The sequence below is a fragment of the Micromonospora jinlongensis genome (assembly GCF_013410645.1).
GTDB classification, from domain to species: domain Bacteria; phylum Actinomycetota; class Actinomycetes; order Mycobacteriales; family Micromonosporaceae; genus Micromonospora; species Micromonospora zamorensis.
Window position 1 is genome coordinate 2,499,971 of sequence record NZ_JACCHK010000001.1, and the last position, 24,928, is coordinate 2,524,898.

At 74.1% G+C, this 24,928-nt stretch carries 22 protein-coding genes and 1 pseudogene; 10 read left to right on the forward strand and 13 right to left on the reverse strand.

Annotated elements, in window-relative coordinates:
• Positions 1-379 precede the first annotated feature (379 nt).
• The 9 genes and pseudogenes from HNR22_RS10605 to HNR22_RS10645 form a co-directional block, all read right to left on the reverse strand.
• Positions 380-778: a DUF3040 domain-containing protein gene (locus tag HNR22_RS10605; protein ID WP_088949394.1), complete on the reverse strand. Its 399-nt coding sequence runs from the start codon at positions 776-778 to the stop codon at positions 380-382.
• Between the two features lie 116 nt (positions 779-894).
• Positions 895-2,157 carry a DNA polymerase IV gene (locus HNR22_RS10610; protein WP_179780219.1) on the reverse strand — a complete coding sequence of 421 codons (1,263 nt, stop codon included), beginning with the start codon at positions 2,155-2,157 and terminating at the stop codon, positions 895-897.
• A 62-nt stretch (positions 2,158-2,219) separates the two neighbouring features.
• The gene (locus HNR22_RS10615; protein WP_179780220.1) at positions 2,220-3,386 is read right to left on the reverse strand and encodes an alkaline phosphatase family protein; all 1,167 of its coding nucleotides are present in this window, start codon (positions 3,384-3,386) and stop codon (positions 2,220-2,222) included.
• Positions 3,383-4,150, reverse strand: a complete 768-nt coding sequence (locus HNR22_RS10620) for a methyltransferase domain-containing protein (protein ID WP_343059770.1) — start codon at positions 4,148-4,150, stop codon at positions 3,383-3,385. Before HNR22_RS10620 ends, HNR22_RS10615 begins: the two co-directional genes overlap by 4 nt.
• Before the next feature lie 76 nt (positions 4,151-4,226).
• The gene (locus HNR22_RS10625; RefSeq protein ID WP_172862076.1) at positions 4,227-4,403 is read right to left on the reverse strand and encodes a hypothetical protein; all 177 of its coding nucleotides are present in this window, start codon (positions 4,401-4,403) and stop codon (positions 4,227-4,229) included.
• A 93-nt stretch (positions 4,404-4,496) separates the two neighbouring features.
• Positions 4,497-7,913 (reverse strand): error-prone DNA polymerase, encoded by a 3,417-nt coding sequence (locus HNR22_RS10630; RefSeq protein WP_179780222.1) that lies wholly within the window; start codon positions 7,911-7,913, stop codon positions 4,497-4,499.
• A 108-nt stretch (positions 7,914-8,021) separates the two neighbouring features.
• A pseudogene (locus tag HNR22_RS10635) lies at positions 8,022-9,788 on the reverse strand (Y-family DNA polymerase).
• Positions 9,785-10,510, reverse strand: a complete 726-nt coding sequence (locus tag HNR22_RS10640) for a hypothetical protein (RefSeq protein WP_088949399.1) — start codon at positions 10,508-10,510, stop codon at positions 9,785-9,787. The pseudogene HNR22_RS10635 and the gene HNR22_RS10640 overlap by 4 nt, the downstream one beginning before the upstream one ends.
• Before the next feature lie 102 nt (positions 10,511-10,612).
• Complete coding sequence (locus tag HNR22_RS10645; RefSeq protein ID WP_179780224.1) at positions 10,613-11,062, reverse strand: SAV_6107 family HEPN domain-containing protein; 450 nt, start codon at positions 11,060-11,062, stop codon at positions 10,613-10,615.
• 453 nt (positions 11,063-11,515) lie between these two features.
• Here HNR22_RS10645 and HNR22_RS10650 point away from each other — a divergent pair, with 453 nt between their 5' ends.
• From HNR22_RS10650 to HNR22_RS10675, 6 genes are read left to right on the forward strand one after another with little or no spacing between them, the layout of a single operon-like run.
• Positions 11,516-12,004, forward strand: coding sequence for a YbaK/EbsC family protein (locus tag HNR22_RS10650; RefSeq protein ID WP_179780225.1), 489 nt, complete (start codon positions 11,516-11,518; stop codon positions 12,002-12,004).
• Positions 12,001-12,738 carry a monooxygenase gene (locus tag HNR22_RS10655; RefSeq protein ID WP_179780226.1) on the forward strand — a complete coding sequence of 246 codons (738 nt, stop codon included), beginning with the start codon at positions 12,001-12,003 and terminating at the stop codon, positions 12,736-12,738. The genes HNR22_RS10650 and HNR22_RS10655 overlap by 4 nt, the downstream gene beginning before the upstream one ends.
• A complete protein-coding gene (locus tag HNR22_RS10660) occupies positions 12,735-13,286 on the forward strand; it encodes a GNAT family N-acetyltransferase (protein ID WP_088949403.1) in 552 nt (183 codons plus the stop codon). Before HNR22_RS10655 ends, HNR22_RS10660 begins: the two co-directional genes overlap by 4 nt.
• Positions 13,283-14,140 (forward strand): carotenoid biosynthesis protein, encoded by an 858-nt coding sequence (locus tag HNR22_RS10665; RefSeq protein WP_179780227.1) that lies wholly within the window; start codon positions 13,283-13,285, stop codon positions 14,138-14,140. Before HNR22_RS10660 ends, HNR22_RS10665 begins: the two co-directional genes overlap by 4 nt.
• Positions 14,137-15,261: a glycosyltransferase family 2 protein gene (locus tag HNR22_RS10670; RefSeq protein ID WP_179780228.1), complete on the forward strand. Its 1,125-nt coding sequence runs from the start codon at positions 14,137-14,139 to the stop codon at positions 15,259-15,261. Before HNR22_RS10665 ends, HNR22_RS10670 begins: the two co-directional genes overlap by 4 nt.
• A gap of 11 nt (positions 15,262-15,272) precedes the next feature.
• Positions 15,273-16,760 carry a phytoene desaturase family protein gene (locus HNR22_RS10675; RefSeq protein ID WP_179780229.1) on the forward strand — a complete coding sequence of 496 codons (1,488 nt, stop codon included), beginning with the start codon at positions 15,273-15,275 and terminating at the stop codon, positions 16,758-16,760.
• A 24-nt stretch (positions 16,761-16,784) separates the two neighbouring features.
• On the opposite strand, the gene HNR22_RS10680 is transcribed toward HNR22_RS10675, so the two are convergent.
• Together HNR22_RS10680 and metF are read right to left on the reverse strand one after the other, a co-directional pair.
• Positions 16,785-17,474, reverse strand: coding sequence for a CDP-alcohol phosphatidyltransferase family protein (locus tag HNR22_RS10680; RefSeq protein ID WP_179780230.1), 690 nt, complete (start codon positions 17,472-17,474; stop codon positions 16,785-16,787).
• Between the two features lie 44 nt (positions 17,475-17,518).
• Positions 17,519-18,436 carry a methylenetetrahydrofolate reductase [NAD(P)H] gene (gene metF, locus HNR22_RS10685; protein WP_179780231.1) on the reverse strand — a complete coding sequence of 306 codons (918 nt, stop codon included), beginning with the start codon at positions 18,434-18,436 and terminating at the stop codon, positions 17,519-17,521.
• 246 nt (positions 18,437-18,682) lie between these two features.
• Here metF and HNR22_RS10690 point away from each other — a divergent pair, with 246 nt between their 5' ends.
• Positions 18,683-19,072 carry a helix-turn-helix domain-containing protein gene (locus tag HNR22_RS10690; protein WP_343059772.1) on the forward strand — a complete coding sequence of 130 codons (390 nt, stop codon included), beginning with the start codon at positions 18,683-18,685 and terminating at the stop codon, positions 19,070-19,072.
• A gap of 9 nt (positions 19,073-19,081) precedes the next feature.
• Positions 19,082-20,164 (forward strand): polyprenyl synthetase family protein, encoded by a 1,083-nt coding sequence (locus HNR22_RS10695; RefSeq protein WP_179780233.1) that lies wholly within the window; start codon positions 19,082-19,084, stop codon positions 20,162-20,164.
• A gap of 155 nt (positions 20,165-20,319) precedes the next feature.
• On the opposite strand, the gene HNR22_RS10700 is transcribed toward HNR22_RS10695, so the two are convergent.
• Positions 20,320-20,709 carry an Rv2175c family DNA-binding protein gene (locus HNR22_RS10700; protein WP_179780234.1) on the reverse strand — a complete coding sequence of 130 codons (390 nt, stop codon included), beginning with the start codon at positions 20,707-20,709 and terminating at the stop codon, positions 20,320-20,322.
• A gap of 187 nt (positions 20,710-20,896) precedes the next feature.
• Here HNR22_RS10700 and pknB point away from each other — a divergent pair, with 187 nt between their 5' ends.
• A complete protein-coding gene (pknB, locus tag HNR22_RS10705; RefSeq protein WP_179780235.1) occupies positions 20,897-22,882 on the forward strand; it encodes a Stk1 family PASTA domain-containing Ser/Thr kinase in 1,986 nt (661 codons plus the stop codon).
• The gene (locus HNR22_RS10710; protein ID WP_179780236.1) at positions 22,882-23,754 is read left to right on the forward strand and encodes a deoxyribonuclease IV; all 873 of its coding nucleotides are present in this window, start codon (positions 22,882-22,884) and stop codon (positions 23,752-23,754) included. The genes pknB and HNR22_RS10710 overlap by 1 nt, the downstream gene beginning before the upstream one ends.
• Before the next feature lie 113 nt (positions 23,755-23,867).
• Here HNR22_RS10710 and HNR22_RS10715 read toward each other — a convergent pair whose 3' ends face one another.
• Positions 23,868-24,902 carry a threonine aldolase family protein gene (locus HNR22_RS10715; protein ID WP_179780237.1) on the reverse strand — a complete coding sequence of 345 codons (1,035 nt, stop codon included), beginning with the start codon at positions 24,900-24,902 and terminating at the stop codon, positions 23,868-23,870.
• Between the last annotated feature and the right edge of the window lie 26 nt (positions 24,903-24,928).

The following is a 24,928-nucleotide window of genomic DNA, read 5'->3' on the forward strand; positions in this document are numbered from 1 at the left end:
GGCGCCACCGCCCAGCGCCCCGGCGCGGGTCACCCCGTCGCCCGCCCCCCGCGTCAGTCCCCCGTCGCCCGTCGATTCGCGGCGGCGCGGCGACGGATACCCGGGCCCCTCCCAAGATCGCGCTCGATCCAGGAAGTAGTCCCCTCCCCTCGCGCCCGATGCCCCTACATCCAGGATCGAGCACGATCATGCGGAAAGGGGGCCGCAGGGGAAGACAGGAGGAAGGGAGACCGCGGGGAGGGAGACCGCCGACAAGAAGCAGCGGGGAGAAGGGCGCGCGGGTGCCACTGAGGTCGCCGGCGGGAATGCCCGGCGACCCACTCGTCGCGACGTACGGCCGCCTCAGCGGCGTACGTCCCGCCTCAGGGGCGGAACCGGCCTACCGGTGTCCCTCCGGGCGCTGCCGCCACCTGTCCTCCATGCGGTCCAGGAGTGACGACTTGCGACCGGATCGGCCACCGCGGGGGCGACGACGACTCGTCGTGCCGCCCACCACGTGCAGGTCAGGTGACTGTGCCCGCCGGTGCGACTGGTACGCGAACGCGGCCGACGCCAGCATGACGACGAAGCCCGCCACCGCCAGCGGTGGAGTCTTGATCACCGCGCCATAGACCAGTAGAGCCAAGCCAGCGATGATGACGCCGGCGGCGACGAGCAGGCGACGCCGCGCATGGAAGCGCGGATCGCTGGCGCGCACGGCCGAGGCGAATTTGGGGTCCTCGGCAAGCGACTGCTCGATCTGCTCGAACAGCCGCTGCTCGTGCTCCGAGAGCGGCACGGCACTCCTCCCCGGTCACGTTGGTCGTGCCCATTCGGGCCGACAGACCGTGGCAGCCATCCGGCTGCTTACCCGCAAGTCTACGAGGGGGCTCGCGCGTCGGAAAGCGGGACGACCTACGGGTGGGGTGGATTTTCGTTTCGACGGCTGTCACGGTCGCCCATCAGACTGGCCGGACCTATGACGGACCGCCCGAAACGGGCAGCAGCGGCGTCCGCGGCAGCTTCCGCTTCGCGCCAACCATGCTCGGGCGCGCCGAGGGTGAGCTGCCTGGGAGCGCCCTGCGCGGAGGTGAGCCCTTCGACCCGGACGCCGACCAGTCGGATCCGCTCGCCCGGGTCCAAAACGGTGTAGAGCGCCCAGACCGTGTCGAACATCTCGCGGGCGGTGTCGGTGGGCACGTCGAGGGTGCGAGAGCGGCTCACGGTGCGGAAGTCGGCCAGCCGGACCTTGAGGGCGACGGTGCGCCCGACCTGCCCGGAGCCTCGCAGCCGGATGCCGACCTTCGCGCTGAGCGCGAGCAGCGCGCGGCGGATCTCCAGTGGGTCGGCCACGTCGACGTCGAAGGTGACCTCGGCGCCGATCGACTTGTCGACGTGCTCCGGGCTGACCCCGCGCGGGTCCCGTCCCCAGGCCAACTCGTGCAGGTGTGCCGCCGAGGCGGCGCCGACCGCCCGGCGGATCATGCCCACCGGCGCCTCGGCGAGGTCGCCGACGGTGGTCAGGCCGAGCCGGCGCAGCGACTCGGCGGCGCGCTCCCCCACCCCCCACAGCGCGTCCACCGGCAACGGGTGCAGGAAGTCGAGCACCTGCCCCGGGGGCACCACCAGCAGCCCGTCCGGTTTGGCCCGGGTGGAACCCAGCTTGGCCACGAACTTGCTCGGCGCCACCCCGACCGAGCAGGTCAGCGCCTGCTCGTCGGCGACCCGACGGCGGATCAGCCGGGCGATGGTGGCCGGGGAGCCGAAGAGCCGGCGGGCGCCGGTCACGTCGAGGAACGCCTCGTCGAGGGACAGCGGCTCGACCAGCGGGGTGACGTCGCGGAAGATCTGCATGACCGCCCGGGAGGCCTCGGTGTAGGCGGTGAAGTCAGGTGGCAGATAGACCGCGTGCGGGCAGCGGGCTCGGGCCTGACTGGTCGGCATCGCGCTGCGTACGCCGTACCGGCGGGCCTCGTAGCTGGCCGAGCTGACCACCCCGCGTGGCCCGACGCCGCCGACGACCACCGGCCGGCCGCGCAGCTCGGGTCGGCGGCGCACCTCGACGGCGGCGAAGAACGCGTCCATGTCGACGTGCAGGATCGGGCTGCCGGAGTCGTCGGCGTCCGGCCCGAAGCGCGGATCGTCGTCGCCCCGGGGCAACGACTGACTGCGGCCCATCCCGGCAGGTTAACCCGGGGATACGACACCACCAGCAGCCGGCGGGCCGGACCGGACGCCGGTCAGCCGCGGACGACCAGCAGAGGCACGGTCAGCTCGGCTGCGGTGTCCGACCCGTGGTACGCCACCAGCTTCGACGCCATCGGCCGCTCGGTGCGGCTGGCCATGACCGCGTACGTGTCGTTGCAGGTCACCACCACGTCGCCGATCCGCCCCAGGTGTTCCTCGGGCACCGGACCGAACCAGCCGGTGGCCACCACCTCGTCGCGGGTGCGTACCCGCGCCGCAGCGCCCAGCACCTCGGACCAGGCGGCCAGCACGTCGTCGACCGCGCCCGCCTCGACGTGCAGGTAGCGCACCCGGGCCTCACCGGCCACCACCCGCACCCCGACGCGCAGTCGTGGGTCGGTGTCCAGGTCGAAGCGGTGGTCGGCGGGAATGTCGAGCTGGCCGTGATCGGCGGTCACCAGCAGTGCCGCGTCCGACGGCAGCCCGTCGACCAACCGGGCGATCAGGGCGTCCACCTCGGTGGCGGCGACCCGCCAGGGCGCTGAGTCGACGCCGCTGACGTGGCCGTGCCGGTCCAGGTCGGCGTGGTAGCCGGAGACCAGGGACGGCCCCGGGCCGGCGGCCAGTGCGGCCAGCATGGCGGCGGCCACCGCGTCCCCACCGGCGGCGCCCCGGAAGTCGCCGCCCCGGTTGGCGGCGACGGTCAGCCCACTGCCGCCGAACTCCGGCCGGCTCACCACGGTCACCGTCACACCGGCGGCGCGGGCCCGTTCCAACTGGGTGGGCACCGGCTGCCAGTGCAGCGGCGACGGGTCCGCGGCCCAGTCGGTGTGGGTGAGCACCCGGTCGGTGCCGGGCACCCGCACGGTGAAGCCGAGCACCCCGTGCGCGCCGGGCGCGACGCCGGTGCCCAGCGTCACCAGGCTGGTCGGGGTGGTGGACGGGAAACCGGCGATGATCGGCCGGGCCACTGTCGCGGCGAGCCCGGCGAGGGTCGGCGCGTACGGGGCGGCGGTCGGCAGCTGGTACCAGCCGAGCCCGTCGACCAGCAGCACGGCGATCCGGCGTACCCCGGCCAACGCGGGGACGAGCCCGAGCGGGTCGGCCGAGCCGGGAACGCCCAGCACGGCGAGCGCGCTGGGCAGCACGTCGGCGAGACGGCCGCCGCCGTGGTGCGGCCCGAGGACCGCCAGCGGCGCCACAGGTGGCGAGTCGCTCATGCCGGCCGGCGGGCGAAGAGGTGCAGTTGGGCGGCCAGGTCCCGGTACGGCGGTTGGGCGGCCAGCGCGCGTTCCAACTCGACCAGGGCGGCGGACTGCCCGTCGGCGACCGCGGCCGGCAGCAGGTCGGCGAGCACGCGTACCCCGTGGATCTCCTCGACCACGAGACCGGCGGCGCCGAGCAGCGCGGCGGCGCCCGGGGCGTCGTAGCGTCGGCGCAGCGTGTCCCGTGGTCCGGCGGTGCCGGCCGGGTCGGCGGCCAGCGCGGTCGCGACGTCGAGGTGGCCGTTCATCGCGCGGCCCAGCACGGCGGCGGCCCGCCCGGCCACGAGCACACTGGCCGCGCCGCCGGGACGCAGCGCGGTGGCCAACGCGGTCACCACGGGCGTCGGGTCGTCGACCACCTCCAGCACGGAGTGGCAGAGGACCAGGTCGACGCCGGCCGGCTCGACCAGCCCGGCGAGGGCGTCGCCGTCGCCCTGCACGGCGGCGATCCGGTCGGCCACGCCGGCTTCGGCGGCCCGGCGGGTGAGTGCGGCGAGCGCGTCGGGGCTGGCGTCGACCACGGTGACGCGGTGCCCGGCGCGGGCCAGGGGAACGGCGAAACCGCCGGTGCCGCCGCCCACGTCCAGCACGGTCAGCTCGGCGTCGCCGCGCCGGTCCAGCTCGGCGCGGAGCACCGACCAGATCACGGCGGTACGGGGGGTCAGCGGCGGCCCGGCGAACCGGCCTCGGGTCTGCTCCACCCGGTCGAGCCTAGTCACCCGGTCCATCCTCGCTGCGGACGTGTGGCGGGCGTACCCGCCACACGCCCGATCGGGTGTGCGGTGCCAGGGTCGGTCAGGACTCGGTGCCCTCGGCCTCGTCCTCCGCCTGGGACCGGCGCTCGTTGGCAACCGGGCCGTTGGTCACCTCGTACTCCCGGGGGTCGGCGAGGTGCGACGGCACCCAACCGGCACCCAGCCGGGTCCGCCGAGCGTTGGCGATTCCACCGGTGTACGCGTGATTGCCCGTCACTGTCATTCCCCCTCACGGATCACGGGCGGCTCTGCCCGCTCGGGACGAGTCTCCCGCCCAACGACCCAGGAAACCGTAATGTGGATCACTCTCTCAGCGGAAGTCACGGGAGGCGGGGCTGACCGGCGGCTCGATGGCGTCCAGTCGGTCGGCGACCAGGTTGGTCACCCCCTCGTGCCGCTGCAACCGCCCCCGGACCACCAGCGCGGCGCTGGTGCGGGCCACCCGCCGGTAGCGCTGCCACAGCCCCGGCGAACAGGTGACGTTGAGCATCCCGGTCTCGTCCTCCAGATTGAGGAAGGTGACCCCGCCCGCGGTCGCCGGGCGTTGCCGGTGGGTGACGATGCCACCGACCCGGATCCGTTGGCCGGGCTCCACCCGGCCGAGCCGGGCGATCGGCACCGCGCCGAGCACGTCGAGCTGACCCCGGATGAACCGGGCGGGATGGCTCTCCGGCGACAACCCGGTGGCCCACACGTCGGCGACCAGCCGGTCCACCGCCTCCATCCCGGGCAGCGTGGGCGCCGCCGCGCCGGTCACCGTGCCGGGTAGCCGGCCCGGCCGGTCCTGGGCGGCCGCGCCGGCGGCCCACAGCGCCTGCCGCCGGGTCAGCCCGAAACAGGCGAAGGCGTCCGCGGTGGCCAACGCCTCCAGCTGCGCGGCGGTGAGACCGACCCGCCGGGCCAGGTCAGGCATGTCCCGGTACGGCCCACCGGCGGCCCGTTCGGCCTCGATCCGCTCGGCCACGTCGGCGCCGAGAGTCCGTACGCTGGACAGGCCGAGCCGGACCGCCGGGCCGCCCAACCCCCAGGCGTGCGGCGGCTCCCCCGGCCCGCTGCCCCACCGGGTGTCCGGGGTGGACTCCAGCACCGCCTTCGACCCGCTGGCGTTGATGTCCGGGCGACGGACCTCCACCCCGTGCCGGCGGGCGTCGTCGACCAGGGTCTGTGGGGAGTAGAAGCCCATCGGCTGGGCGTTGAGCAGCGCGGCCAGGAACGGTGCCGGGTGGTAACGCTTGAGCCAGGAGCTGGCGTAGACCAGGTAGGCGAAGCTCATCGCGTGGCTCTCCGGGAAGCCGTAGCTGGCGAACGCGGTGAGCTTGCGGTAGACGTCGTCGGCCAACTCACCGGTGATGCCCCGCTCGGCCATCCCGGCGTAGAGCCGATCGGCGATACGGGTCATCCGCTCGACCGACCGTTTGGCGCCCATCGCCCGGCGCAGCTGGTCGGCCTCGGCCGCGTCGAAGCCGGCCAGGTCGATGGCGAGCTGCATCAACTGCTCCTGGAACAGCGGCACACCCAGGGTCTTCTCCAGGGCGTTGCGCATCAGCGGGTGCGCGAAGGTCACCGGCTCCTGGCCGTTCTTGCGCCGGATGAACGGGTGCACCGAACCGCCCTGGATCGGGCCGGGCCGGATCAGCGCCACCTCGACCACCAGGTCGTAGAACTCGCGGGGCTTGAGCCGGGGCAGGGTGGCCATCTGGGCGCGACTCTCCACCTGGAACACCCCGACCGAGTCGGCCCGGCAGAGCATGTCGTAGACCTCCGGGTCGTCCAGTGTCATGTCACCGAGGTCGAGCCGGGACCCGATCATGTCGTAGCCGTAGTGCAGTGCGGAGAGCATGCCCAGGCCGAGCAGGTCGAACTTGACCAGACCGACCGCCGCGCAGTCGTCCTTGTCCCACTGCAGGACGCTGCGCCCGGGCATCCGCCCCCACTCCACCGGGCAGACCTCGATCACCGGCCGGTCGCAGATCACCATGCCGCCGGAGTGGATGCCCAGGTGCCGTGGGAACGTCTGCAACTCGTTGGCGTACTCCACCACCTGCTCGGGGATGTTCTCCACGTCGACCGTGGCGACCGAGCCCCACCGGTCGATCTGCTTGCTCCAGGCGTCCTGCTGCCCCGGCGAGTAGCCGAACGCCTTGGCCACGTCGCGCACCGCCGACCGGGGCCGGTAGGAGATGACGTTGGCGACCTGCGCGGCGTGCTCCCGGCCGTAGCGGGTGTAGACGTGCTGGATCACCTCCTCCCGACGGTCGGACTCGATGTCCACGTCGATGTCCGGTGGGCCGTCGCGTTCCGGGGCGAGGAACCGCTCGAAGAGCAGCCGGTGCCGGACCGCGTCCACATTGGTGATCCGCAACGCGTAGCAGACCGCCGAGTTGGCCGCAGAGCCCCGACCCTGGCAGTAGATGTCCTGCTCACGGCAGAACGTGACGATGTCGTAGACCACCAGGAAGTAGCCGGGGAAGCCCAACTCCTCGATCATGTTCAACTCGTGGTCGAGTTGCGCGTACGCCGTCGGGTGCGCCTGCGGCGGCCCGTAGCGCTCCCGTGCCCCGTCGGCGGTCAGCTTCCGCAGCCAGCTCATCTCCGTGTGCCCCGGTGGCACCGGGTACGCCGGCAACTGCGGCGCGACGAGCTGGAGGTCGAAGGCCAACTCGGCGCCGAACTCGGCGGCCCGCGCCACCGCACCCGGGTACGCGGCGAACCGGGCCGCCATCTCCGCACCGCTGCGCAGGTGGGCGGTGGCCGCCGCGGGCAACCAGCCGTCGATCTCGTCCAGACTGCGTCGGGCCCGCACGGCGGCGACGGTGGTGGCCAGCCGACGCCGGCCAGGGCTGGCGTAGTGCACGTTGTTGCTGGCCACCGTCGGCAGCCCGGCCGCGGCAGCCAGGTCGGCGAGCGCGTCGTTGCGGTCGGCGTCGACAGGATGGCCGTGGTCGGTCAGCTCCACCGCCACCGTCTCCGCACCGAAGAGCGCGGTCAGCCGGTCCAGCTCGCGGGCCGCCGCGTCCACCCCCTCGGTGAGCAGCGCGCCCGGCACGTGCCCCTTGCGGCAACCGGTCAGCACCAGCACGTGATCGCGTAGCTCGGCGGCGACCTCCTCCAACTCTCCGTAGACCGGGCGGCCCTTCTCCCCGCCGCGCAGTTGGGCGCGGGCGATGGTGGTGGCCAGCCGGGCGTACCCCTCATGGCCGTGCGCGAGCACCAGCAGGTGCGCGCCGTGCGGGTCGGGTTCGCCGTTCTGCGGGCCGGGCAGCCCGAGGGACAGCTCCGCGCCGAAGATGGTCGGCAGGCCCAGCGTGCGGGCCGCCTCGGCGAAGCGGACCACCCCGTAGAAGCCGTCGTGGTCGGTGACGGCGAGCGCGGTGAGCCCCAGCCGGGCCGCCTCCTCGGCCAGCTCCTCCGGATGGCTGGCACCGTCGAGGAAGCTGAAGTTGGTGTGCGCGTGCAGTTCCGCGTAGGGCACCACCCCGTCGGGGCGGGTCAGCTCCGGTGGCTGGTACCGCTCACGGTGGCGGCTCCAGGCCGGGGAGTCTCCCCCGTCGGCGTCCACGGCGAGCGGGTCCACCACGTGCAGGTGCCGCTCGTCGCGCGACCGCCCGCCGCCGGAACCGCCCGACCGCCCGGAGCCGCCGCCGCCCCGCCCGGAGCCGCCGCCGGCCCGCCCGGAGAGCACCCGCTCCAGCTCCGACCAGGGCATCTTCGGATTGTGGAAGCTCATTCCCGCACCCTCGCCCTGATCGGCTCGACCTCCGGGAAGTCGGGCTGTCCGGGTCGGCGGGACACCCCGACTTCCGGAATACCGAGTCGATCAAGCCCGGCTGGACGCTCAGTCATAGATCGCCTCCACCAACCACTGCCCGGCCTCGACGGCGAGCAGCAGGGCGGTGCCGTCGGCAAGGCAGACCTGGAACCGTGCCCGCCGCCGAGCCTCGGCCGGAGCCCACCACCGCTCGTCCACCGGCCACGGGCCGACCCAGCCGACGATCTCCGCCGGCCGGCCGGTGCCGACCACCAGCCGGGCGGGCGGAGCGCTCACCGCCAGCCGCGCGCTGATCACCACCGCCTCACCAGCGGCGTCGTGTACGGTCGCCGCGAGCGGGCTGGGCAGCACCACAGCCGGCGCGGGCGCCGGCAGCCGGCCGGGCCACGGTGGAACCCCGCCGGCACTGTGGTCGGCAGGCCGACCGGCACTGACGGCCCGGCCGCCGCCACTGGCGATCGGCCCACCGGACAACGGCCCCGGACCGGGACGTGCGATCGGCTCGCCGGACAGCGGCCCCGGACCGGGACGCGCGATCGGCCCGCCGGGCAACGGCCCCGGACCCGGACGCGCGATCGGCTCGCCGGACAGCGGTGCCGGACCGGGACGCGTGGGGAGGCGTTCGTCGCCCCACGGCACCAGTCGCACCTGGTCGGCCGGGGAGCGCCCACCGCCGAGCACCGCGGTGACCACGGCTTCCGGGCCGAGGATGCCCTGCACACGGCTCAGCGCCCGGTGCGCCCGTTCCCGCTCCTCGCCGGTCTCCCCCCACAGGCCGGCCTGCAGACCGGCCTGGGCGATCACCCCGTCCGGGATCAGCCGCAGCCGGATGATGCCGGCCGTCGGTCGGGCCGGCCGGGCGCCGGTGCGGCCACTGCTGCCGGAGAGCCACCCGTCGAGCTGCCAGCGCACCCGGTCGGCGATGGCCGCGGCGGTGAGCAGGCCATCGTGCCGCCACACCCGGTGCAGTTCCTGCCCGTGCTCGGTGACCGCCTCGATGCCGAGCCGGGTGCAGGCCAGCCCGTGCCCAGCCAGCCGCTCATGCAGCTGCTCAGCCAACGCCCGGGCCACGAACGCGGCCACGTCGACCCGGTCGATCGGCTCGTCCTGCTCGGCGGTCACCGTCAGGTCGGCCGGCGGCTGCCGGACGGCGAGTGGGCGGTGGTCCCGCCCGGCGGCCAGCCGATGGGCCAGCGCACCGTCGAACCCGAACCGGGCCAGCACGTCGCCAGCCGGCAGCGCGGCGAAGTCGCCGAGACTGCGCACACCGAGCCGCCGCAACAGGTCGGCCAGCGCCGAGCGGCCGAGCGCCTCGACCGGCAACCCGGCCAGGAACTCCGGTGTCCCACCCGGTGGCACCACCCGACCGGAGCGAGCGGCCAACCCGGCCGCGAACACCCCGTCGGCGATGCCGACCTGGCTCTCCACCAGGCACGACTGGGCGACGTGCTCGATGATCCGCTCGGCGGCCGCCTCCTCACCACCGAGGTAACGACTCGGCCCGCGGGCGGCCACCGCGCAGGCGCCCGGACGGACCACCTCGACGCCGGCGACCAACTCCTCCACCGCGGCGACCACCGGCTCGAATGCCCGGGCGTCCCGACCCGGGTCGTAATCCACGACGGTGAGCTGCGGGCAGCGACCCTGCGCCTCCCGTTTGCGCAGCCCTCGGCGCACCCCCTCGGCGCGGGCCCGCTCGGAGCAGGCGACCACCCGGTTGGCGTGCAGCACGGCGACCGGGCCGGTGGCCGGCACCCCGTCGACGATCTCGGCGGCGAGCACCGGCCAGTCCGGGCACCACAGCAGCAGGGTCCGTGCCGGCGTGCCGGTCACTCCCGACCGACCAGGGCGAGCGGCGCGGCCGGACGGCCCACGGTCGACGGCATCACACGCGGGATCACCCGGGTCAGCTCGTCACCCGGCAGCCAGACCTTGATCTCCTTTGGTCGGGCAGCCGCCCCGCGCCCGCGCGCCGAGACGGTGACCTCCCGGCGGCGCAACCGCCCCCGGCCATGCCCGAGCCCTTCCCAGACTCCACGGACCACCTGCAACGTCACGTCCGCGCCGTCCCACCGGCCGTACGGGACGAGCACACTGCCGCGCTGCCGCGCCCGGGCGGCCAACCGGGTGGCGACCGAGGCGGAGACCGCGGCCGGCACGGTGGTGACCACGACGTCCACCCCGTCGATCAGCGCAGCGACCACGGTGGCCCACTCGGGGCCGGGATTCGGCACCAGGGCCAGCCGGTCCAGGGCGATGCCCAGCTCGGCGGCCGCGCCCGCACCGAACGTCGGCACACCGACCACGGCGCACCACGAGCCGGCCCGGGACGCCTCGGCGAGCAGAGCCAGCATCAGTGAGGTGCCACCGCTGCGCCGGGGCTGGCCGGCGGCAACCGCGATGGTGCTGCCCCGACGCAGGCCTCTGTTGGGCAGCAGACCGGTCAGCTCGGGCACCACCGGCAGCACCCGGTGCCCGCCGACCTGGTCGGGCGCGCTCGCCGGGCGCACCAGATCGGCCAGTGCGGCGGAACCGACCACCATGCGGCCCGCCATTGGACCAACTCCCCCGTCGTTGCTGTGGATCAGATCAGGACCGGCACGCCGTGCCACCGGCCGCCCGGCTCCCCCCGCGGGGCGGCCGGTGGCACGGCGGGATCAGGCGGCGAGGCCGTCCAGGGCCGGCTGGTGGGCCACGCCGAGTGCGGTCTCCACCACCGTGACGAACTGTTCGACAGCACGGAGCAGATCGTCGGCCTCCCGGGCGCTGACCACCCGGGGGATGCCGGCCTCGGCGGCGGCGCGCTTGCTGGCGCCGGCGGCGAAGAACCGGGACCACTCGTCGAGCTCCGGAGCGACGGCGCAGAGGAGGACCCAGACGCTGGTGATCCGGTTGCGTCGACTCGGCGCGGGTCGGGCACGCGCGGCGAGTAGGGCGGCCGCCGCGCGCAGCGCCGCCAGGTGGGCAGCCGCGTAACGCAGACCGTCAGGTCGGGTCTGGCCGGCCTCGACCAGCCCGCGCCGGGCCAACGTGAGCAGCTGGGCGGGGGTGCGGTGCGGCAGCACGTGCGCCGGCACCGTCGGTGCCTGAGCCGAGTTGGTCGGCATGGATGTCTCCTCCACATGGCCGAGGCGTCGCCCCGGCGCGCTGGTGCCGCCGACGAGACGCCGAGGTCGAGTGGTGCGGAGGAAGACGCACCGGGTGTGGCCGGCCGGGTGTGGATGCTTCCCCACACCACACCCGGCCGGCGTACCGGCGGGTTCGTCGCCCGCCGCCCGGGGGTCGTGGGCGGCGGGCGACGATCCTGCCTGTCGGGACCAGGCTCGCGACTGCCCGGAAACCCAGGTGCGGCCCGCGGAGCCACACCGCCCGGAGCTGGCGCCGCGAAACGCCGCGCTCCGGCTGGTTGGAACGGGCGTTCGAGGCAATCGAACACTCGTTCTAACTGCTCCTGACAGTACACCTCCCCTCCGACGAAAATGCAACGTGTGACGCGCCAGGCGTGCCGGCCGAGCGAACCAGGGTGAACCGACCCCGACCGAACCGGGAAGAATGGCGACATGCAGCCACACCCGAACGTACGAGCGGTGCAGGACGCGCTCACCGCCGTCGGCGCGCTCGACGGCACCGGTGAGCCCAGCACGGTCCGTCTGCTTCCCGACGCGGTGCACACCGCCTCGGCGGCCGCCGAGGCGCTCGGCGTCGAGGTAGGCCAGATCGCCAACTCACTGATCTTCGACGCGGACGACGCGCCGCTGCTCGTGCTCACCTCCGGCGCGCACCGGGTCGACACCGCCAGCCTGGCGGCGTCGCTCGGCGTCACCCGGTTGCGCCGCGCCACCCCGGAGTTCGTCCGGACGCACACCGGGCAGCCGATCGGCGGTGTCGCCCCGCTCGGGCACCCGCACCCGCTGCGCACCCTGGTGGACACGGCGCTGACGGCGTACCCCGAGATCTGGGCCGCGGGTGGCGTACCGCAGGCGGTCTTCCCGACCACCTACACCGAGCTGCTGCGGGTCACCGGCGGCAGCCCGGCCGAGGTGGCGTGAACGCCGTACCGGAGCTCGTCACGCTGCATGTGTGGCGGACCTCCCGCGCCGCGCTGCCCCGGGCGCTGACCCGGATGGCGGTGGACCCACGCCGGTTGCGCGCCCTCCCGGGCGCCCGGTTCGGCAAGCTGCTGGGCACCGGGACCGGCACCGGTTTCGGGCCGGGGGACGCCGACCTGACCCGGTGGGCGGCGCTGACCGTCTGGGACTCTCCCGCAGCGGCGGCCGGCTTCGACGACTCGGCGGTAGGGCGGGCCTGGGCGCGCATCGCCCACGCCTCCGCCCGGGTCGACCTGCGCCCGCTGACCAGCCGAGGCGAGTGGTCCGGCCAGCGGCCGTTCGGTGACCCGCCGGGTGGTCGGGTCACCGGCCCGGTGCTGGCGCTGACCCGGGCTCGGCTGCGGGCCCGCCGGGCAGCCACCTTCTGGCGGGCGATCCCCCCGGTGGCTGCCGCCCTGCGTGACGCGCCCGGGCTGTTGGCCCGGTTCGGGGTCGGGGAGGCGCCGCTGGGTTGGCAGGGCACGGTGAGCGTGTGGCGCGACCCGACGGACCTGGTGGCGTTCGCGTACCGTCACCCGGAGCACCGGGCGGCGATCATGCGAACCCCCACCGAGGGCTGGTACGCCGAGGAGTTGTTCGCCCGGTTCGAGGTGCGCGACGTGGTCGGCGACCGGTCGGTGCTCGGATGGGTCGCCGACGGTGGCCCGGAAACAGTGAAGGGTGGACGGGCATGAGGTTGGTGCGCTGGACGCCGGACGATCTCGTCCGGCGGCTGGACGACGTGGTGACCGTCTACGGCGAGGCGATGGGATACCGCACCGACCTGCTGGAGGCCCGGCGCGGTTACATCGCCACCCACGTCCGCCGGCCGGGTTTCCGAGCGGTCGCCAGCCTGACCAGCGAGGGTCACCTCGCCGGCTTCGGTTACGGCTACCTGGGCGCCTCCGGTCAGTGGTGGCACGACCAGGTGCACCGGGCACTGGACGCCCCGACCCGCCAGCGCTGGCTCACCCACTGCTTCGAGGTGGTCGAGCTGCACGTCCGGCCACCGGCGCAGGGGCACGGTCTGGGCGCCGGCCAGCTGCGCGCGCTGCTCGGCATGGCCGAGGGTGACACCACGCTGCTGTCCACCCCGGAGGCCGACGAGCAGACCTCACGGGCCTGGCGGTTGTACCGGCGCTTCGGTTTCGTCGACGTGCTGCGCAACTTCCACTTCCCCGGCGACGAGCGGCCGTTCGGCGTACTCGGTCGGGACCTGCCCCTCGAACCACCGGCGTCATGACCCGACGGATCTCCTGGGCGCTGCTCGCCATCCTGGTGCTCGCCCAGATCTGCTACCCGCTCACCACCGGCGCCACCAGGGCCGGGCTCACCGTGGCCACCGTCGTGCTCGGGTGGCTGCTCTCGGTCGGCCACGCGCTGCTCAGCCGGGGCCCTCGGGTGGCGGCGGCGCTGGTCGCGGTGGCCACCGGCGGCGGGTTCGCGATCGAGGCGATCGGGGTGGCCACCGGGGTGCCGTTCGGCAGCTACGACTACTCCGGCGAGCTGGGCCCCAAACTGGCCGGAGTTCCGCTGATCATTCCGCTGGCCTGGACCTGGATGGCCTGGCCGGCCTGGCTGGCGGCGGTCCGGCTGACCGGCGGCGGGGCCACGACGGCCGGCGGCAGCGGGCCGACGCTGGGTCGATGGGTGGGGCGGATCGCGCTGGCCACCGTGGGGCTGGCCGCCTGGGACCTCTTCCTCGACCCGCAGATGGTGGCCGAGGGCTACTGGGTCTGGCGGGACGCCACCCCGGCGTTGCCCGGTCTGCCCGGCATCCCGGTCAGCAACTACCTCGGCTGGCTGCTCTTCGCGGTGCTGATGATGAGCGCGCTGCGCCCGCTGGCCGGGCCGGCCGCCGAGCACACCGATCGGCGGGACCATCCGATGGTCGCGCTCTACCTGTGGACGTACTTCTCCAGCATCCTGGCCCACGCCGTCTTCCTCGACCTGCCCGCCTCGGCGCTCTGGGGTGCCGCCGGCATGTCGGTGACCGCCGTACCGCTGGCGGTGACAGTGCTGCGTGCCCGGCGGGCTCACGACACCCGCCGGGAGGACCACCAGCCGCACCGGCCCGGCGTCGACGCGACCCGATGAGCGTCCTGCTCGCCCTGGTCATCGCCATCGCCGCGTTGACCGGGCACACCTGGCTCAACGCCACCCGCTGGCTGCGCCGGCCCACCGACCGGCCCGACGAGGTCGATGAGCGGGTCGCCGTGCTGCTGCCGCTGCGCGACGAGGCCAACCGGGTCACGCCCTGCCTGCGCGCCCTGCTCGCCCAACGCGGCGTGCCCGGGCTGCGCGTCGTGGTCCTCGACGACGGGTCCACCGACGGCACCGCCGACGTGGTCCGCGCGGTGGCCGGCGACGACCCCCGGGTGACGCTGCTCACCGGGGTCGCCCCACCGCCGGGCTGGCTGGGCAAGCCGCACGCCTGCTGGCAACTGGCCACCCGGGCCGACCCGGACGCCACCGCGCTGGTCTTCGTCGACGCTGACGTGGTGCTCGCCCCGCACGCCGTGGCCGCGGCCGTCACCGAGCTGCGCGCCGCCCGCGCGACGCTGCTGTCGCCGTACCCCCGGATCGTGGTGGCGACGGCGGCCGACCGGCTGGTGCAGCCGCTGCTGCAGTGGCTCTGGCTGACGTTCCTGCCGCTGCGTGCGATGGAGCGCTCGTCGCGGCCGTCGCTGGCCGCGGCGGGCGGCCAGTTCCTGGTGCTGGACCGGGCCGGCTACACCGCCGCCGGCGGGCACGTCGCGGTCGCCGACAAGATCCTGGAGGACGTCGAGCTGGCCCGGGCGGTCAAGCGGGCCGGTGGGCGCATCGCCCTGGCCGACGGCTCCCGGCTGGCCACCTGCCGGATGTACGACGACTGGCCGCAGCTACGCGACGGGTACTCGAAGTCGCTCTGGGCGTCGTTCGGGCACCCGGGAGCGGCTGCGGCCGTGGTGGCGTCGCTGCTGCTGCTCTACACCGCACCGCCGCTGATCGCGCTGGGGTTCGCCTCGACAGCTCCCCGGGTGTCAATGGTTGCGCTCATCGCATACCTGCTGGGCGTGGCCGGGCGGGTGCTCACCGCCCGGGCGACCGGGGGCCGGTGGTGGCCCGACGCGCTCGCACACCCCGTGTCGGTCGTGGTCCTCGGTTGGCTGACCCTGCGGTCGTACCATCTGCGAAAGCGACGCCGCCTGACCTGGCGGGGTCGCCCGGTCAGCTAGGAGGACGCGGAATGGCGCGGATCGTGGTCGTCGGCGCCGGGGTGGGTGGCCTCGCCACCGCCGCCCGGCTGGCCGCCACCGGGCACCAGGTGACCGTCTTCGAACGGGCCGACACGGTCGGCGGCAAGCTCGGCCGGTACGCGCACGACACCCCGGCCGGGTCGTTCCACTTCGACACCGGGCCGAGCCTGCTCACCCTGCCCGAGGTCTTCCACGACCTGTTCGAGGCGACCGGGGCGAAGCTCGACGAATACCTGGACCTGGTTCCGCTGGACCCGATCGTCCGGCACGTCTTCCCCGCCGACGGCCCGGCACTGGACTCGTGCGCCGACCCGGTGGAGTTCGCCACCCGGATCGGTGCCGCCTTCGGCGACCGGGCGGCGGCCGACTGGCAGCGGCTGTGGCGTCGGGCCGCGCGGGTGTGGAACGCCTCCTCGCGGGACATCCTGCGCCGTACCGTCGACTCCCCCCGCGACCTCGCGTCGCTGGCCTGGCGGGTCGGTGACCTGGCCGCCATCGCCCCGGGCCGCACCCTGCGTGGCCTGGGCCGCCGGCACCTGTCCGACCCACGGCTGCGGATGATGCTGGACCGGTACGCCACCTACACCGGTGCCGACCCGCGTCGGGCGCCGGCGGCGCTGGTCGCGGTCCCGTACGCCGAGCTGGCCTTCGGTGGCTGGTACCTGCGCGGTGGGCTGGGCACGCTCGCCGACGCGCTGCTCACCCGCTGCCTGGACCTCGGCGTGGTCGTGCAGACCGACGCCACGGTCACCCGGATCGACGCCACCGGTGGCCGGGTGCACGGGGTACGCCTCGCCGGTGTCACCGCGCCGGTGCCCGCCGACGTGGTGGTGGCCAACGTGGACGCTCTCACCGTCTACCGTGACCTGCTGCCGCACCCGCGTCGGCTGGCCGGGCTGACCGACCGCAGCCTCGCCGGCTTCGTGCTGCTGCTCGGCGTCTCCGGCAGCACCGGGCTGGCCCACCACAATGTCTTCTTTCCGCGCGACTACGACGCGGAGTTCGACGCGATCTTCGGCGACCCCGGGCGCGGCGTACGGGCCCGGCCGGCGGCCGACCCGACGGTGTTCGTCACCGTGGCCGACGACCCGATGGTCCGCCCAGCCGGACACGAGGCGTGGTTCGTGCTGGTCAACGCCCCTCGGCAGGGCACCGCGGCGGGCGCGGTCGACTGGCGACGGCCGGGGCTGGCCGACGCGTACGCCGATCGGGTCCTGGACGTGCTGGCGCGGCGCGGCATGGACGTGCGCGACCGGCTGCTGTTCCGCGAGGTCCGCACCCCGGCCGACCTGGACGCGGCGACCGGCGCGCCGGGTGGCTCGATCTACGGCACCGCCGGCGGGCTGCTCCGCCCCGCCAACCGGGGCCCGGCCAACGGGTTGTGGCTGGTGGGCGGCTCCACCCACCCGGGCGGCGGGCTGCCGATGGTGACCCTCTCCGCGCAGATCGTCGCCGACGAGATCGGCCCGGCCTGGTAGGCGCGGGGCGGCACGCTCCGGGGCTCAGCCGGCATCGAGCAGCGCGCGGCGGATGGTGGAGAGCAGTTGCCCGAGGCCGAACCCGGCCAGCAGCACCCACACCGCGGTCGCCATGGTGATGGTGCCGGCGGCCAGCTCCGGCTCGATCAGCCCGGCCAGCCCGGCGACGAGCAGCCCGGCCAGCGCCACCGAGACCCGGGTGGGACGTTCGCCCACGGTGACCGCGCCGATGTCGCGCATGCCGGCGGCGACCGCCCGGGCTCGGACGTACTCGTGCAGCCAGGACAGCGCGCCACCCGCGACGACCAGCGCGCCCGGCGCGCCGACCAGCCAGAACGCCAGCAACCACGCCACCTCACCGAGCCGGTCGGCGACCGAGTCGTAGACGTAGCCGAGCCGGGTGGTGCGGCCGGTGGCGACCGCCACCGCACCGTCCACGCTGTCCGCCACGGCGGCGAGCAGCACGAACAACGCGCCCAGGAAGAGCCCGTCGCCCGGGCGGGTCACCAGCAACGGTACGCAGAAGCAGAGCAGCACCCCGGCCACTGTGACCGCGGTCGGGCTGACCCGCAGCCGGCCCAGCACATAGCCGACGTGGTACGCGAATCGCAGCCAGGCGCGGACCACCGGGGCCGCGACCCGAGGGTCGAACCCGCCGTGCAACCGCGCCCACGCCGTGGCGTACTGATCCCAGTTCAGCTGTGTGCCCACCACGGATCAACCGTCGTGCCGGGCATCAGGTGTCGCAGAAGCAACGTTCACACCCGCGCGCCGGCCTTCAGGTTCTGCCAGACCTCGCGCGTGGCCGTGGACCGGTTGAGGGTGATGAAGTGGATCCCGGGCACACCCTCGTCCAGCAGTCGGCGGCACATCTCGCTGGCCTGCTCGACGCCGAGCCGGCGGACGGCCTCCGGGTCGTCGGCGACACGCTCGAAGCGGGCCGCCAGCGCCGGCGGGAAGGGCGCGCCGGACAACTGCACGGACCGCTCGATGGTGCCGATCTGGGTCACCGGCATCACCCCGGCCAGGATCGGGGTGTCGCAGCCGGCGGCGGCCACCCGGTCACGCAGCCGCAGGTAGTCGTCGGCGTCGAAGAACATCTGCGTGATCGCGAACTCCGCGCCGGCACGGCACTTGCGGACGAACTGCGCGGTGTCGCTGGCCACGTCGGGCGAGCGGGGATGCTTGTACGGGAAGGCGGCCACGCCGACGCTGAAGTCGCCGGCATCGCGCACCAGGCGGACCAGGTCCTCGGCGTAGTCCACACCCTCCGGGTGGCGGATCCACTCACCGCCCGGGTTGCCCGGCGGGTCGCCGCGGACCGCCAGAACGTTGCGCACCCCCACCCCGGCGAGCCGGCCGATCACGTGCCGCAGCTCGGCGACGGAGTGGTCGACCGCGGTCAGGTGGGCCATCGGCAGCAGTGTGGTGTCGGTGGCGATCCGTTCGGTCACCGCCACCGTGGTGTCCCGGGTCGACCCGCCCGCGCCGTACGTGATCGACACGAACGACGGGCGCAGTGACTCCAGCTCGCGGATGGCCTGCCAGAGCAGCCGCTCCCCGGCCTCGGTCTTGGGCGGGAAGAACTCGAACGAGAAGGTCGGCTGGCGCTCACGGATGAGCTCCCCGATCGCCGGTTGCGGATTGGGGAGGACCGAAGGAAGACCGAGCGCCACGACCCGACTCTAGCTGGCGACGCCACCGCGACCCAGGCGCTTCCCACCCGGTGACCCGTGTCCCCCGCGCGTCCCGGCCCGGTGGCGCGCGGGTGTCGTACCCCCGGGGTAGGAATGGGTGGCGTGGGAGGGGCGGCGGGGGCGGCTCCGGGGTCCCGCGCGGGGGTCAGCAACCGAGCGGTGACGCCGGTCCCGGCCAGTCGGCAGGGCGGGTCGTCACCACACCGACGCCCGCCAGGAGGACCCGTGACCCCACCCGCAGCGCCGCGCCCCGCGCAGCTCGGGCCGCTGCTGGCCCGCTGCCGGCTGGCCCGCGGCTGGAGCCAGCAGCACGCCGCCGCCGAGTTGTGTGCCGCCTCCGGGGTGCCGACGCTGAGCCGGCATGAGGTGTCCCGCTGGGAACGACAGCGCCGCGTGCCCGGCGGTTTCTGGCTCGGCTGGCTCGCCGTCGTCCTGGACGTGCCGCTGGTGACGCTCGCCGAGGCCGCCGCAGCCACCCGTCGGGCCGGCTCGACAGGAGCAGCCGGTCCGGGCCGCACCGGGCGGGCCGGCGCGCCACCGGCGGGGCACACCGGTCCGGGCCGCACCGGCGGGACTACGCGTGGTGGGAGAGCGCGGGTCAGGGCGACCCGCTAGCGTCGGGGAGTGACCCACGCTGCTCCCGTTTCTCCCGTCGACCGCGCCGGCCTGCGCCAGCGCGTCGACAAGGCCCTCACCGAATTCCTCGCCGGTCAACGGGTCCGGCTCGCCGCCGTGGATGACGCCCTCGTCCCGGTGGCCGAGGCGATCGAGGCTTTCGTGCTCGGCGGCGGCAAGCGACTGCGGCCGGCCTTCGCGTACTGGGGGTTCCGGGGCGCCGGCGGGGTGGACGGCGACCAGGTGCTCGCCGCCCTGGCCGCGCTGGAGTTCGTCCAGGCCAGCGCCCTGATCCACGACGACCTGATGGATCGCTCCGACACTCGCCGCGGCGAGCCCGCGGTGCACCGGCGGTTCGCGGCGCGACACCGGCAGTCCGGCTGGGGCGGCGACCCGGACGGCTTCGGCGACGCCGCGGCCCTCCTGCTCGGCGATCTCTGCCTGGTCTGGTCCGACGAGCTGCTGCACTCCTCGGGCCTGGATCTCCGGGCGTTGGCCCGGGCTCGGCCGGTCTTCGACGAGATGCGCACCGAGGTCACCGTCGGGCAGTACCTCGACGTGTTGACGCAGGCCACCGGCGACACCTCGGTGGAACGCGCCAGCAAGGTCGCCCGGTACAAGTCGGCGAAGTACACGGTCGAGCGTCCGCTGCTGCTCGGCGCCGCGCTGGCCGACGCGACGGCCGACGTGCGGACGGCCTACTCGGCGTACGGGCTGCCGCTGGGCGAGGCGTTCCAGCTCCGCGACGACGTGCTGGGGGTCTTCGGCGACCCGGCGCTGACCGGCAAGCCGGCCGGGGACGACCTGCGGGAGGGCAAGCGCACCTTCCTCGTGGCGGCGGCTGGGGAGGCCACCGACGACGCGGGCCGCGAGCTGCTGCTCAGCCGGCTCGGCGACCCGGAGCTGGACGAGCAGGGGGTGGCCCGGCTGCGCGAGCTGATCACCGCGAGCGGGGCGCTCGCCCGCACCGAGCAGCGGATCGTCACGCTCACCGACGCCGCGCTGGCCGCCCTGACCGCCGTCGACCTCGACACCGAGGCCCGCCAAGCCCTGGTGGACCTGGCCATAGCCGCAACCCGCCGAGCCGACTAACCCACCCTCCCCGCCCCCGGCCCCTCTCCCCCGGCCCCTCTCCCCCGGCCCCTCTCCCCCGGTCGATCATGAAGTTGGCGGCGTTCGCGACGGCGTGTCGCGCCGCTAACTTCATGATCGACGGGGTGGACCCGGGGGGTGGGGCCGGGGAGGGGTTAGAAGGCTTGGGCTTGGGCTCTGCGCTTCACCTCGCGGGCCTGGTCGCCCGACAGGGCGGCTGCGGCGGTGGCGCCGGGGAGGGTGTCGTCCGGCTCGTAGAGCCAGCGCAGGGCGGCCTCGTCGTCGTAGCCGTTGTCGGAGAGCAGGTTGAGCACGCCGGGCAGGTGCTTGAGCACTGTCTCGTTGGCCACCAGGTCCGCCGGGATCCGGCGGACGCCGTCGCGGCGGACCGCCAGCAACTCCCGGTCACGGATCATCTGGTGCACCTTGCTGATCGACACGTCGAGGCGCTCGGCGACGTCGGGCAGGGTCAGCCAACCGGCCGGGTCGGTGGGTCCGGCGAGCTCCGGGCCGGGGACGGCCTGGTCGGGTACGGGTTCGGTCACCCGACCACCCTGCCACGCCGTCGCCACGACGAGCCAACGGCACCCCGGACGACCGATCGGCGCCCGGTCTCGTACGCGTCGCTGACCAGCGGGTGAGGGCGGCGAGCGCGGCGGGACGTTCCAGTTCGGCGTACGGCTGTAGCATCCTGTTCATCCTTCACCCCCTGGACACATAGACTCCCTGCCGATGGACACTCAGGTCGCCGACACGTTGCTGGGCTCGCTGATCGACGGGCGCTACCGCATTCGCGGTCGCGTGGCCCGTGGTGGCATGGCGACCGTGTACACCGCCACCGACGAGCGCCTCGAGCGCACCGTCGCTGTCAAGATCATTCACCCGACCCAGGCGCCCGAGGCCAGAGCCCGGATCGCCAACTTCGTGGCCCGGTTCACCGACGAGGCGAAGACCATCGCCCGGCTGACCCACCCGAACGTGGTGGCGGTCTACGACCAGGGCACCCACGCCGGTCTGCCGTACCTGGTGATGGAGTACGTCCGCGGTCGCACGCTGCGCGACGTGCTGGCCGAGCGTCGCCGGCTCAACCCGGACGAGGCGCTGGCCATCGTCGAGCAGATGCTCGCCGCGATCGCCGCCGCGCACCGGTCCGGTCTGGTGCACCGCGACGTCAAGCCGGAGAACGTGCTGGTCGCCGAGGCACCCACCGGCGGCGTCGCCAACCTGGTCGACAGCGTCGTCAAGGTGGCGGACTTCGGGCTCGCCCGGGCGGTCGAGGCGAGCGCCGACGAGGAGCAGGGCAACCAGCTGATGGCCACCGTGGCGTACGTCGCCCCGGAGCTGGTCACCGAGGGCCGTGCCGATCCACGCACCGACGTCTACTCGGCCGGAATCGTGCTGTTCGAGATGCTCACCGGCCGCGTGCCCTACGACGGGGACCGCCCGGTGGACGTCGCCTGGCAGCACGTCGACCGGGACGTGCCGGCACCATCGACGCTGGTGCCCGGCCTGCCGTCGGTCCTCGACGACCTGGTGCAGCGGGCGACTCGGCGCGATCCCGACGCGCGGCCCGCCGACGCCGGCGCGCTGCTGACCGAGGTGCAGGCTGCCCGGGATCGCCTGGGCGACGCCAACAGCCACACCGCCGTGCTCCGCCCGGTGAGCGGCGAGCCACTCTCTCAACCGACCATGGTGGTCGCGACGGTCCGCCCTTCCGACCGCCCGTCCTGGGCGCGGTTGCCCGAGGGTGCCAGCAGCCAGGGGCCGGGTCGACGTCGGGCCGCTCCGGAGCCCGCGGACAGCCTGGGGTCCCGACTCGCAGCGCTGCGCAGCACTCTGATGGCGAGCCCACGCGGCCGGCTGGCCGTCGCGGCCGTGGTGGTGACGCTGGGCCTGGTGGCCGCCATCGGTGGTTGGTGGTTCGGTGTCGGTCGTTACACGGATGCCCCGCAGCTGGTGAGCTTGAGCAAGGCCGAGGCACAGGCGCAGGCCGACCGTGCCGGGCTCACCCTGAAGTACGGTGAGCCGCGCTTCGACGAGCAGGCCCCGAAGGACAGCGTGCTGGAGCAGAGCCCCGCGTCCGCCACCAGGATCGTCAAGGGTGGCGCGATCACCCTGACCCTCTCCCTCGGCCCGGAGCGTTTCCCCGTGCCGGACGTGATCGGCAAGGAGTTCGATCTTGCCGAGGCAGACCTGGTCAACGTGAAGCTGGTGGTGGCCAAGGGCGCCTCCCGCTACGACGACAGCCTGCCGGCCGGGGTCGTGCTCGACACCTCCCCCAAGGTGGGCAGCGAGGTCAAACCCGGCGCGAAGATCACCCTCATTCTGAGCCGGGGCAGGGCGCCGGTGTCGGTGCCGAACCTGGTCGGAAAGAGCCTGGCCGAGGCCCGGACAACCCTGGCCCAGCTCAACCTGGTGCTGGTGGAGACCTACAAGGACTCCGACAAGCCCCGGGACGAGATCCTCGGCCAGAGCCCCGCCGACGGCGCCGGCGTGGAGAAGGGCACCCAGGTCAAGCTGGACGTCAGCAAGGGCCCGGCGGCGATCGTCGTGCCCCGGGTGATCGACCTGCCGTGTCAGCAGGCCAAGCAGGCGTTGGAGAGCCAGGGCTTCCCGGTGACCGTCGTGGTCAACCCGAACGCCGTGGTCCGGATCCAGGTCCCGGGCGAGAATTCGCAGGTGCCGCCGGGCACCCCGGTCACCCTCACGTGCTTCTGATGCCGGCGGTCACCTCGCGTCCGGTGGGCGCACACACTCCGACCTCGGGTGGGCTGGCCAAGGCCGCCCTGCCGTACGCCGACGCGACGGGCGCCCAGGTGGTGCAGGTCTACGTCTCCAACTCGCGGGGTTGGGCGCTGCCCAACGGTGACCCCGTGCAGGACGCCCTGTTCCGCGACGGCTGCGCCGAGCGGGGCATTGCGGCGTTCATCCACGCCTCGCTGCTGGTCAACATCGGCTCCCCCACCCCGGGCACCGTCGAGAAGTCGGCACAGACGCTGGCGCACGCGTTGCGTCGGGGTGTGGCGATCGGTGCTCAGGCGGTAGTGTTCCACGCTGGCAGTTCGGTGGACGAGGGGTACGCCGAGGCGGCGATGCGACAGGTCCGCGAGGAGTTGCTGCCGCTGCTCGACTGGGCCGCCGACGCCGGCGGGCCGATGCTGCTGGTCGAGCCGAGCGCGGGTGGTGGCCGGTCACTGGCCTCCCGGGTGGAGCAGCTCGGGCCCTACCTCGACGCGGTGGACCGGCACCCCATGCTCGGGGTCTGCTTCGACACCTGCCACGCCTGGGCGGCCGGTCACGACCTGGCGGTCGAGGGCGGCATGACGGCGACCCTGGACACGCTGGTGGCCACGGTCGGTGCGGACCGGCTGCGGCTGGTCCACGCCAACGACTCGAAGGATCTGTGCGGCTCCACCCGGGACCGGCACGAGAACATCGGCAAGGGCACCATCGGCGAGCCCGCCTTCGCCGAGCTGATGACCCACCCCGCCACCGCCGGCGTCCCCTTCGTCGTGGAGACCCCGAGCGAGAAGCAGATCGGCCACGCCGCCGACATAACAACCCTGACCCGGCTGACCCCGACCCCCTGACCTCTGCCCCACCCCTGCCCCACCTCGGTGATCAAGAGGTTTGCGTCATCCGGAGGCCGGACTCTGACGCGAACCTCTTGATCACCGGTTCGTGGAAGGGCGCCGGCCGGAGGTCAGGACGCGGCGAGGATGCGGGGCAGAGCCGCGACCGCGCGGTCGATGGCCGCGTCGTCGAGGCCCAGGTGGGTGACCAGGCGGGCGGTGCGGGGGCCGAGCACCGAGATGAGTACGCCCTCGGCCCGTGCGGCAGCGGCCAGGGCCCGCGCGTCCAGGGTGTGCTTGGTGAGATCCAGCGCGACCAGGTTGGTGCGGACCGTGGTGGCCAGCACGCCGAACGGCGCGACCGCCTCGGCCAGCCGGGCCGCCTTCGCGTGGTCGTCGGCCAGCCGGTTGACGTGGTGCGCGAGCGCGTACCGGCCGGCCGCGGCGAGGATGCCGGCCTGACGCATGCCGCCGCCCATCCGCTTACGGATCATCCGAGCTCGCTCGATCTTGTCCGCGCTGCCCACCACCAGCGAGCCGACCGGCGCGCCGAGGCCCTTGGAGAGGCACACCGACAGCGTGTCGAAGAGCCGGCCGTACTCGATCAGGGGCACCCCGTCCGCGACGTGCGCGTGCCAGATCCGGGCGCCGTCGCAGTGCAGCGCGACACCCGCGTCGTCGGCGACCCCCCGCAGATCCCGCAGGGTGGCCAGCGGAATCACGCCGCCACCGCCCCGGTTGTGGGTCTGCTCGACGGCGATCGCGCGGGTCGGAACGGCGAAGTAGCCGTCCGGCCGGATCATCCCGGCCACCACCTCCGGGTCGATGTCCGCGCCCACCGCAGGCCAGGTCCGCGAGGAGATCCCGCCGTACGCGGCCGCGGCGCCGATCTCGTACGTGACCACGTGCGCGTCCGCGTCGCAGAGCAGCTCGTCGCCGGGCGACACCAACAGTTGCAGGGCGATCTGGTTGGCCATCGACCCGCTCGGGGCGAACAGCGCCGCCTCGTGCCCGAACAGCGCGGCGACCTCGGCCTCCAGCGCGTTGACGGTCGGATCCTCGCCGTAGACGTCGTCACCGACCTCGGCGGTGGCCATCGCCTCCCGCATCCCGGCGGTGGGCCGGGTCACCGTGTCGGAACGCAGGTCCACGAACAGATCAGCCATGATCATCCTTTCGGCTGCCGACTGCG

Bases quoted from the DNA above. Each gene is read 5' to 3' on its own strand.
- HNR22_RS10665 (WP_179780227.1), top strand. From the start codon at position 13,283: ATGACCCGACGGATCTCCTGGGCGCTGCTCGCCATCCTGGTGCTCGCC.
- HNR22_RS10675 (WP_179780229.1), top strand. From the start codon at position 15,273: ATGGCGCGGATCGTGGTCGTCGGCGCCGGGGTGGGTGGCCTCGCCACC.
- HNR22_RS10710 (WP_179780236.1), top strand. From the start codon at position 22,882: ATGCCGGCGGTCACCTCGCGTCCGGTGGGCGCACACACTCCGACCTCG.
- HNR22_RS10640 (WP_088949399.1), bottom strand. From the start codon at position 10,510: ATGGCGGGCCGCATGGTGGTCGGTTCCGCCGCACTGGCCGATCTGGTG.
- HNR22_RS10615 (WP_179780220.1), bottom strand. From the start codon at position 3,386: ATGAGCGACTCGCCACCTGTGGCGCCGCTGGCGGTCCTCGGGCCGCAC.
- HNR22_RS10645 (WP_179780224.1), bottom strand. From the start codon at position 11,062: ATGCCGACCAACTCGGCTCAGGCACCGACGGTGCCGGCGCACGTGCTG.
- HNR22_RS10630 (WP_179780222.1), bottom strand. From the start codon at position 7,913: ATGAGCTTCCACAATCCGAAGATGCCCTGGTCGGAGCTGGAGCGGGTG.
- pknB (WP_179780235.1), top strand. From the start codon at position 20,897: ATGGACACTCAGGTCGCCGACACGTTGCTGGGCTCGCTGATCGACGGG.
- HNR22_RS10650 (WP_179780225.1), top strand. From the start codon at position 11,516: ATGCAGCCACACCCGAACGTACGAGCGGTGCAGGACGCGCTCACCGCC.
- HNR22_RS10715 (WP_179780237.1), bottom strand. From the start codon at position 24,902: ATGGCTGATCTGTTCGTGGACCTGCGTTCCGACACGGTGACCCGGCCC.
- HNR22_RS10610 (WP_179780219.1), bottom strand. From the start codon at position 2,157: ATGGGCCGCAGTCAGTCGTTGCCCCGGGGCGACGACGATCCGCGCTTC.
- HNR22_RS10670 (WP_179780228.1), top strand. From the start codon at position 14,137: ATGAGCGTCCTGCTCGCCCTGGTCATCGCCATCGCCGCGTTGACCGGG.
- HNR22_RS10660 (WP_088949403.1), top strand. From the start codon at position 12,735: ATGAGGTTGGTGCGCTGGACGCCGGACGATCTCGTCCGGCGGCTGGAC.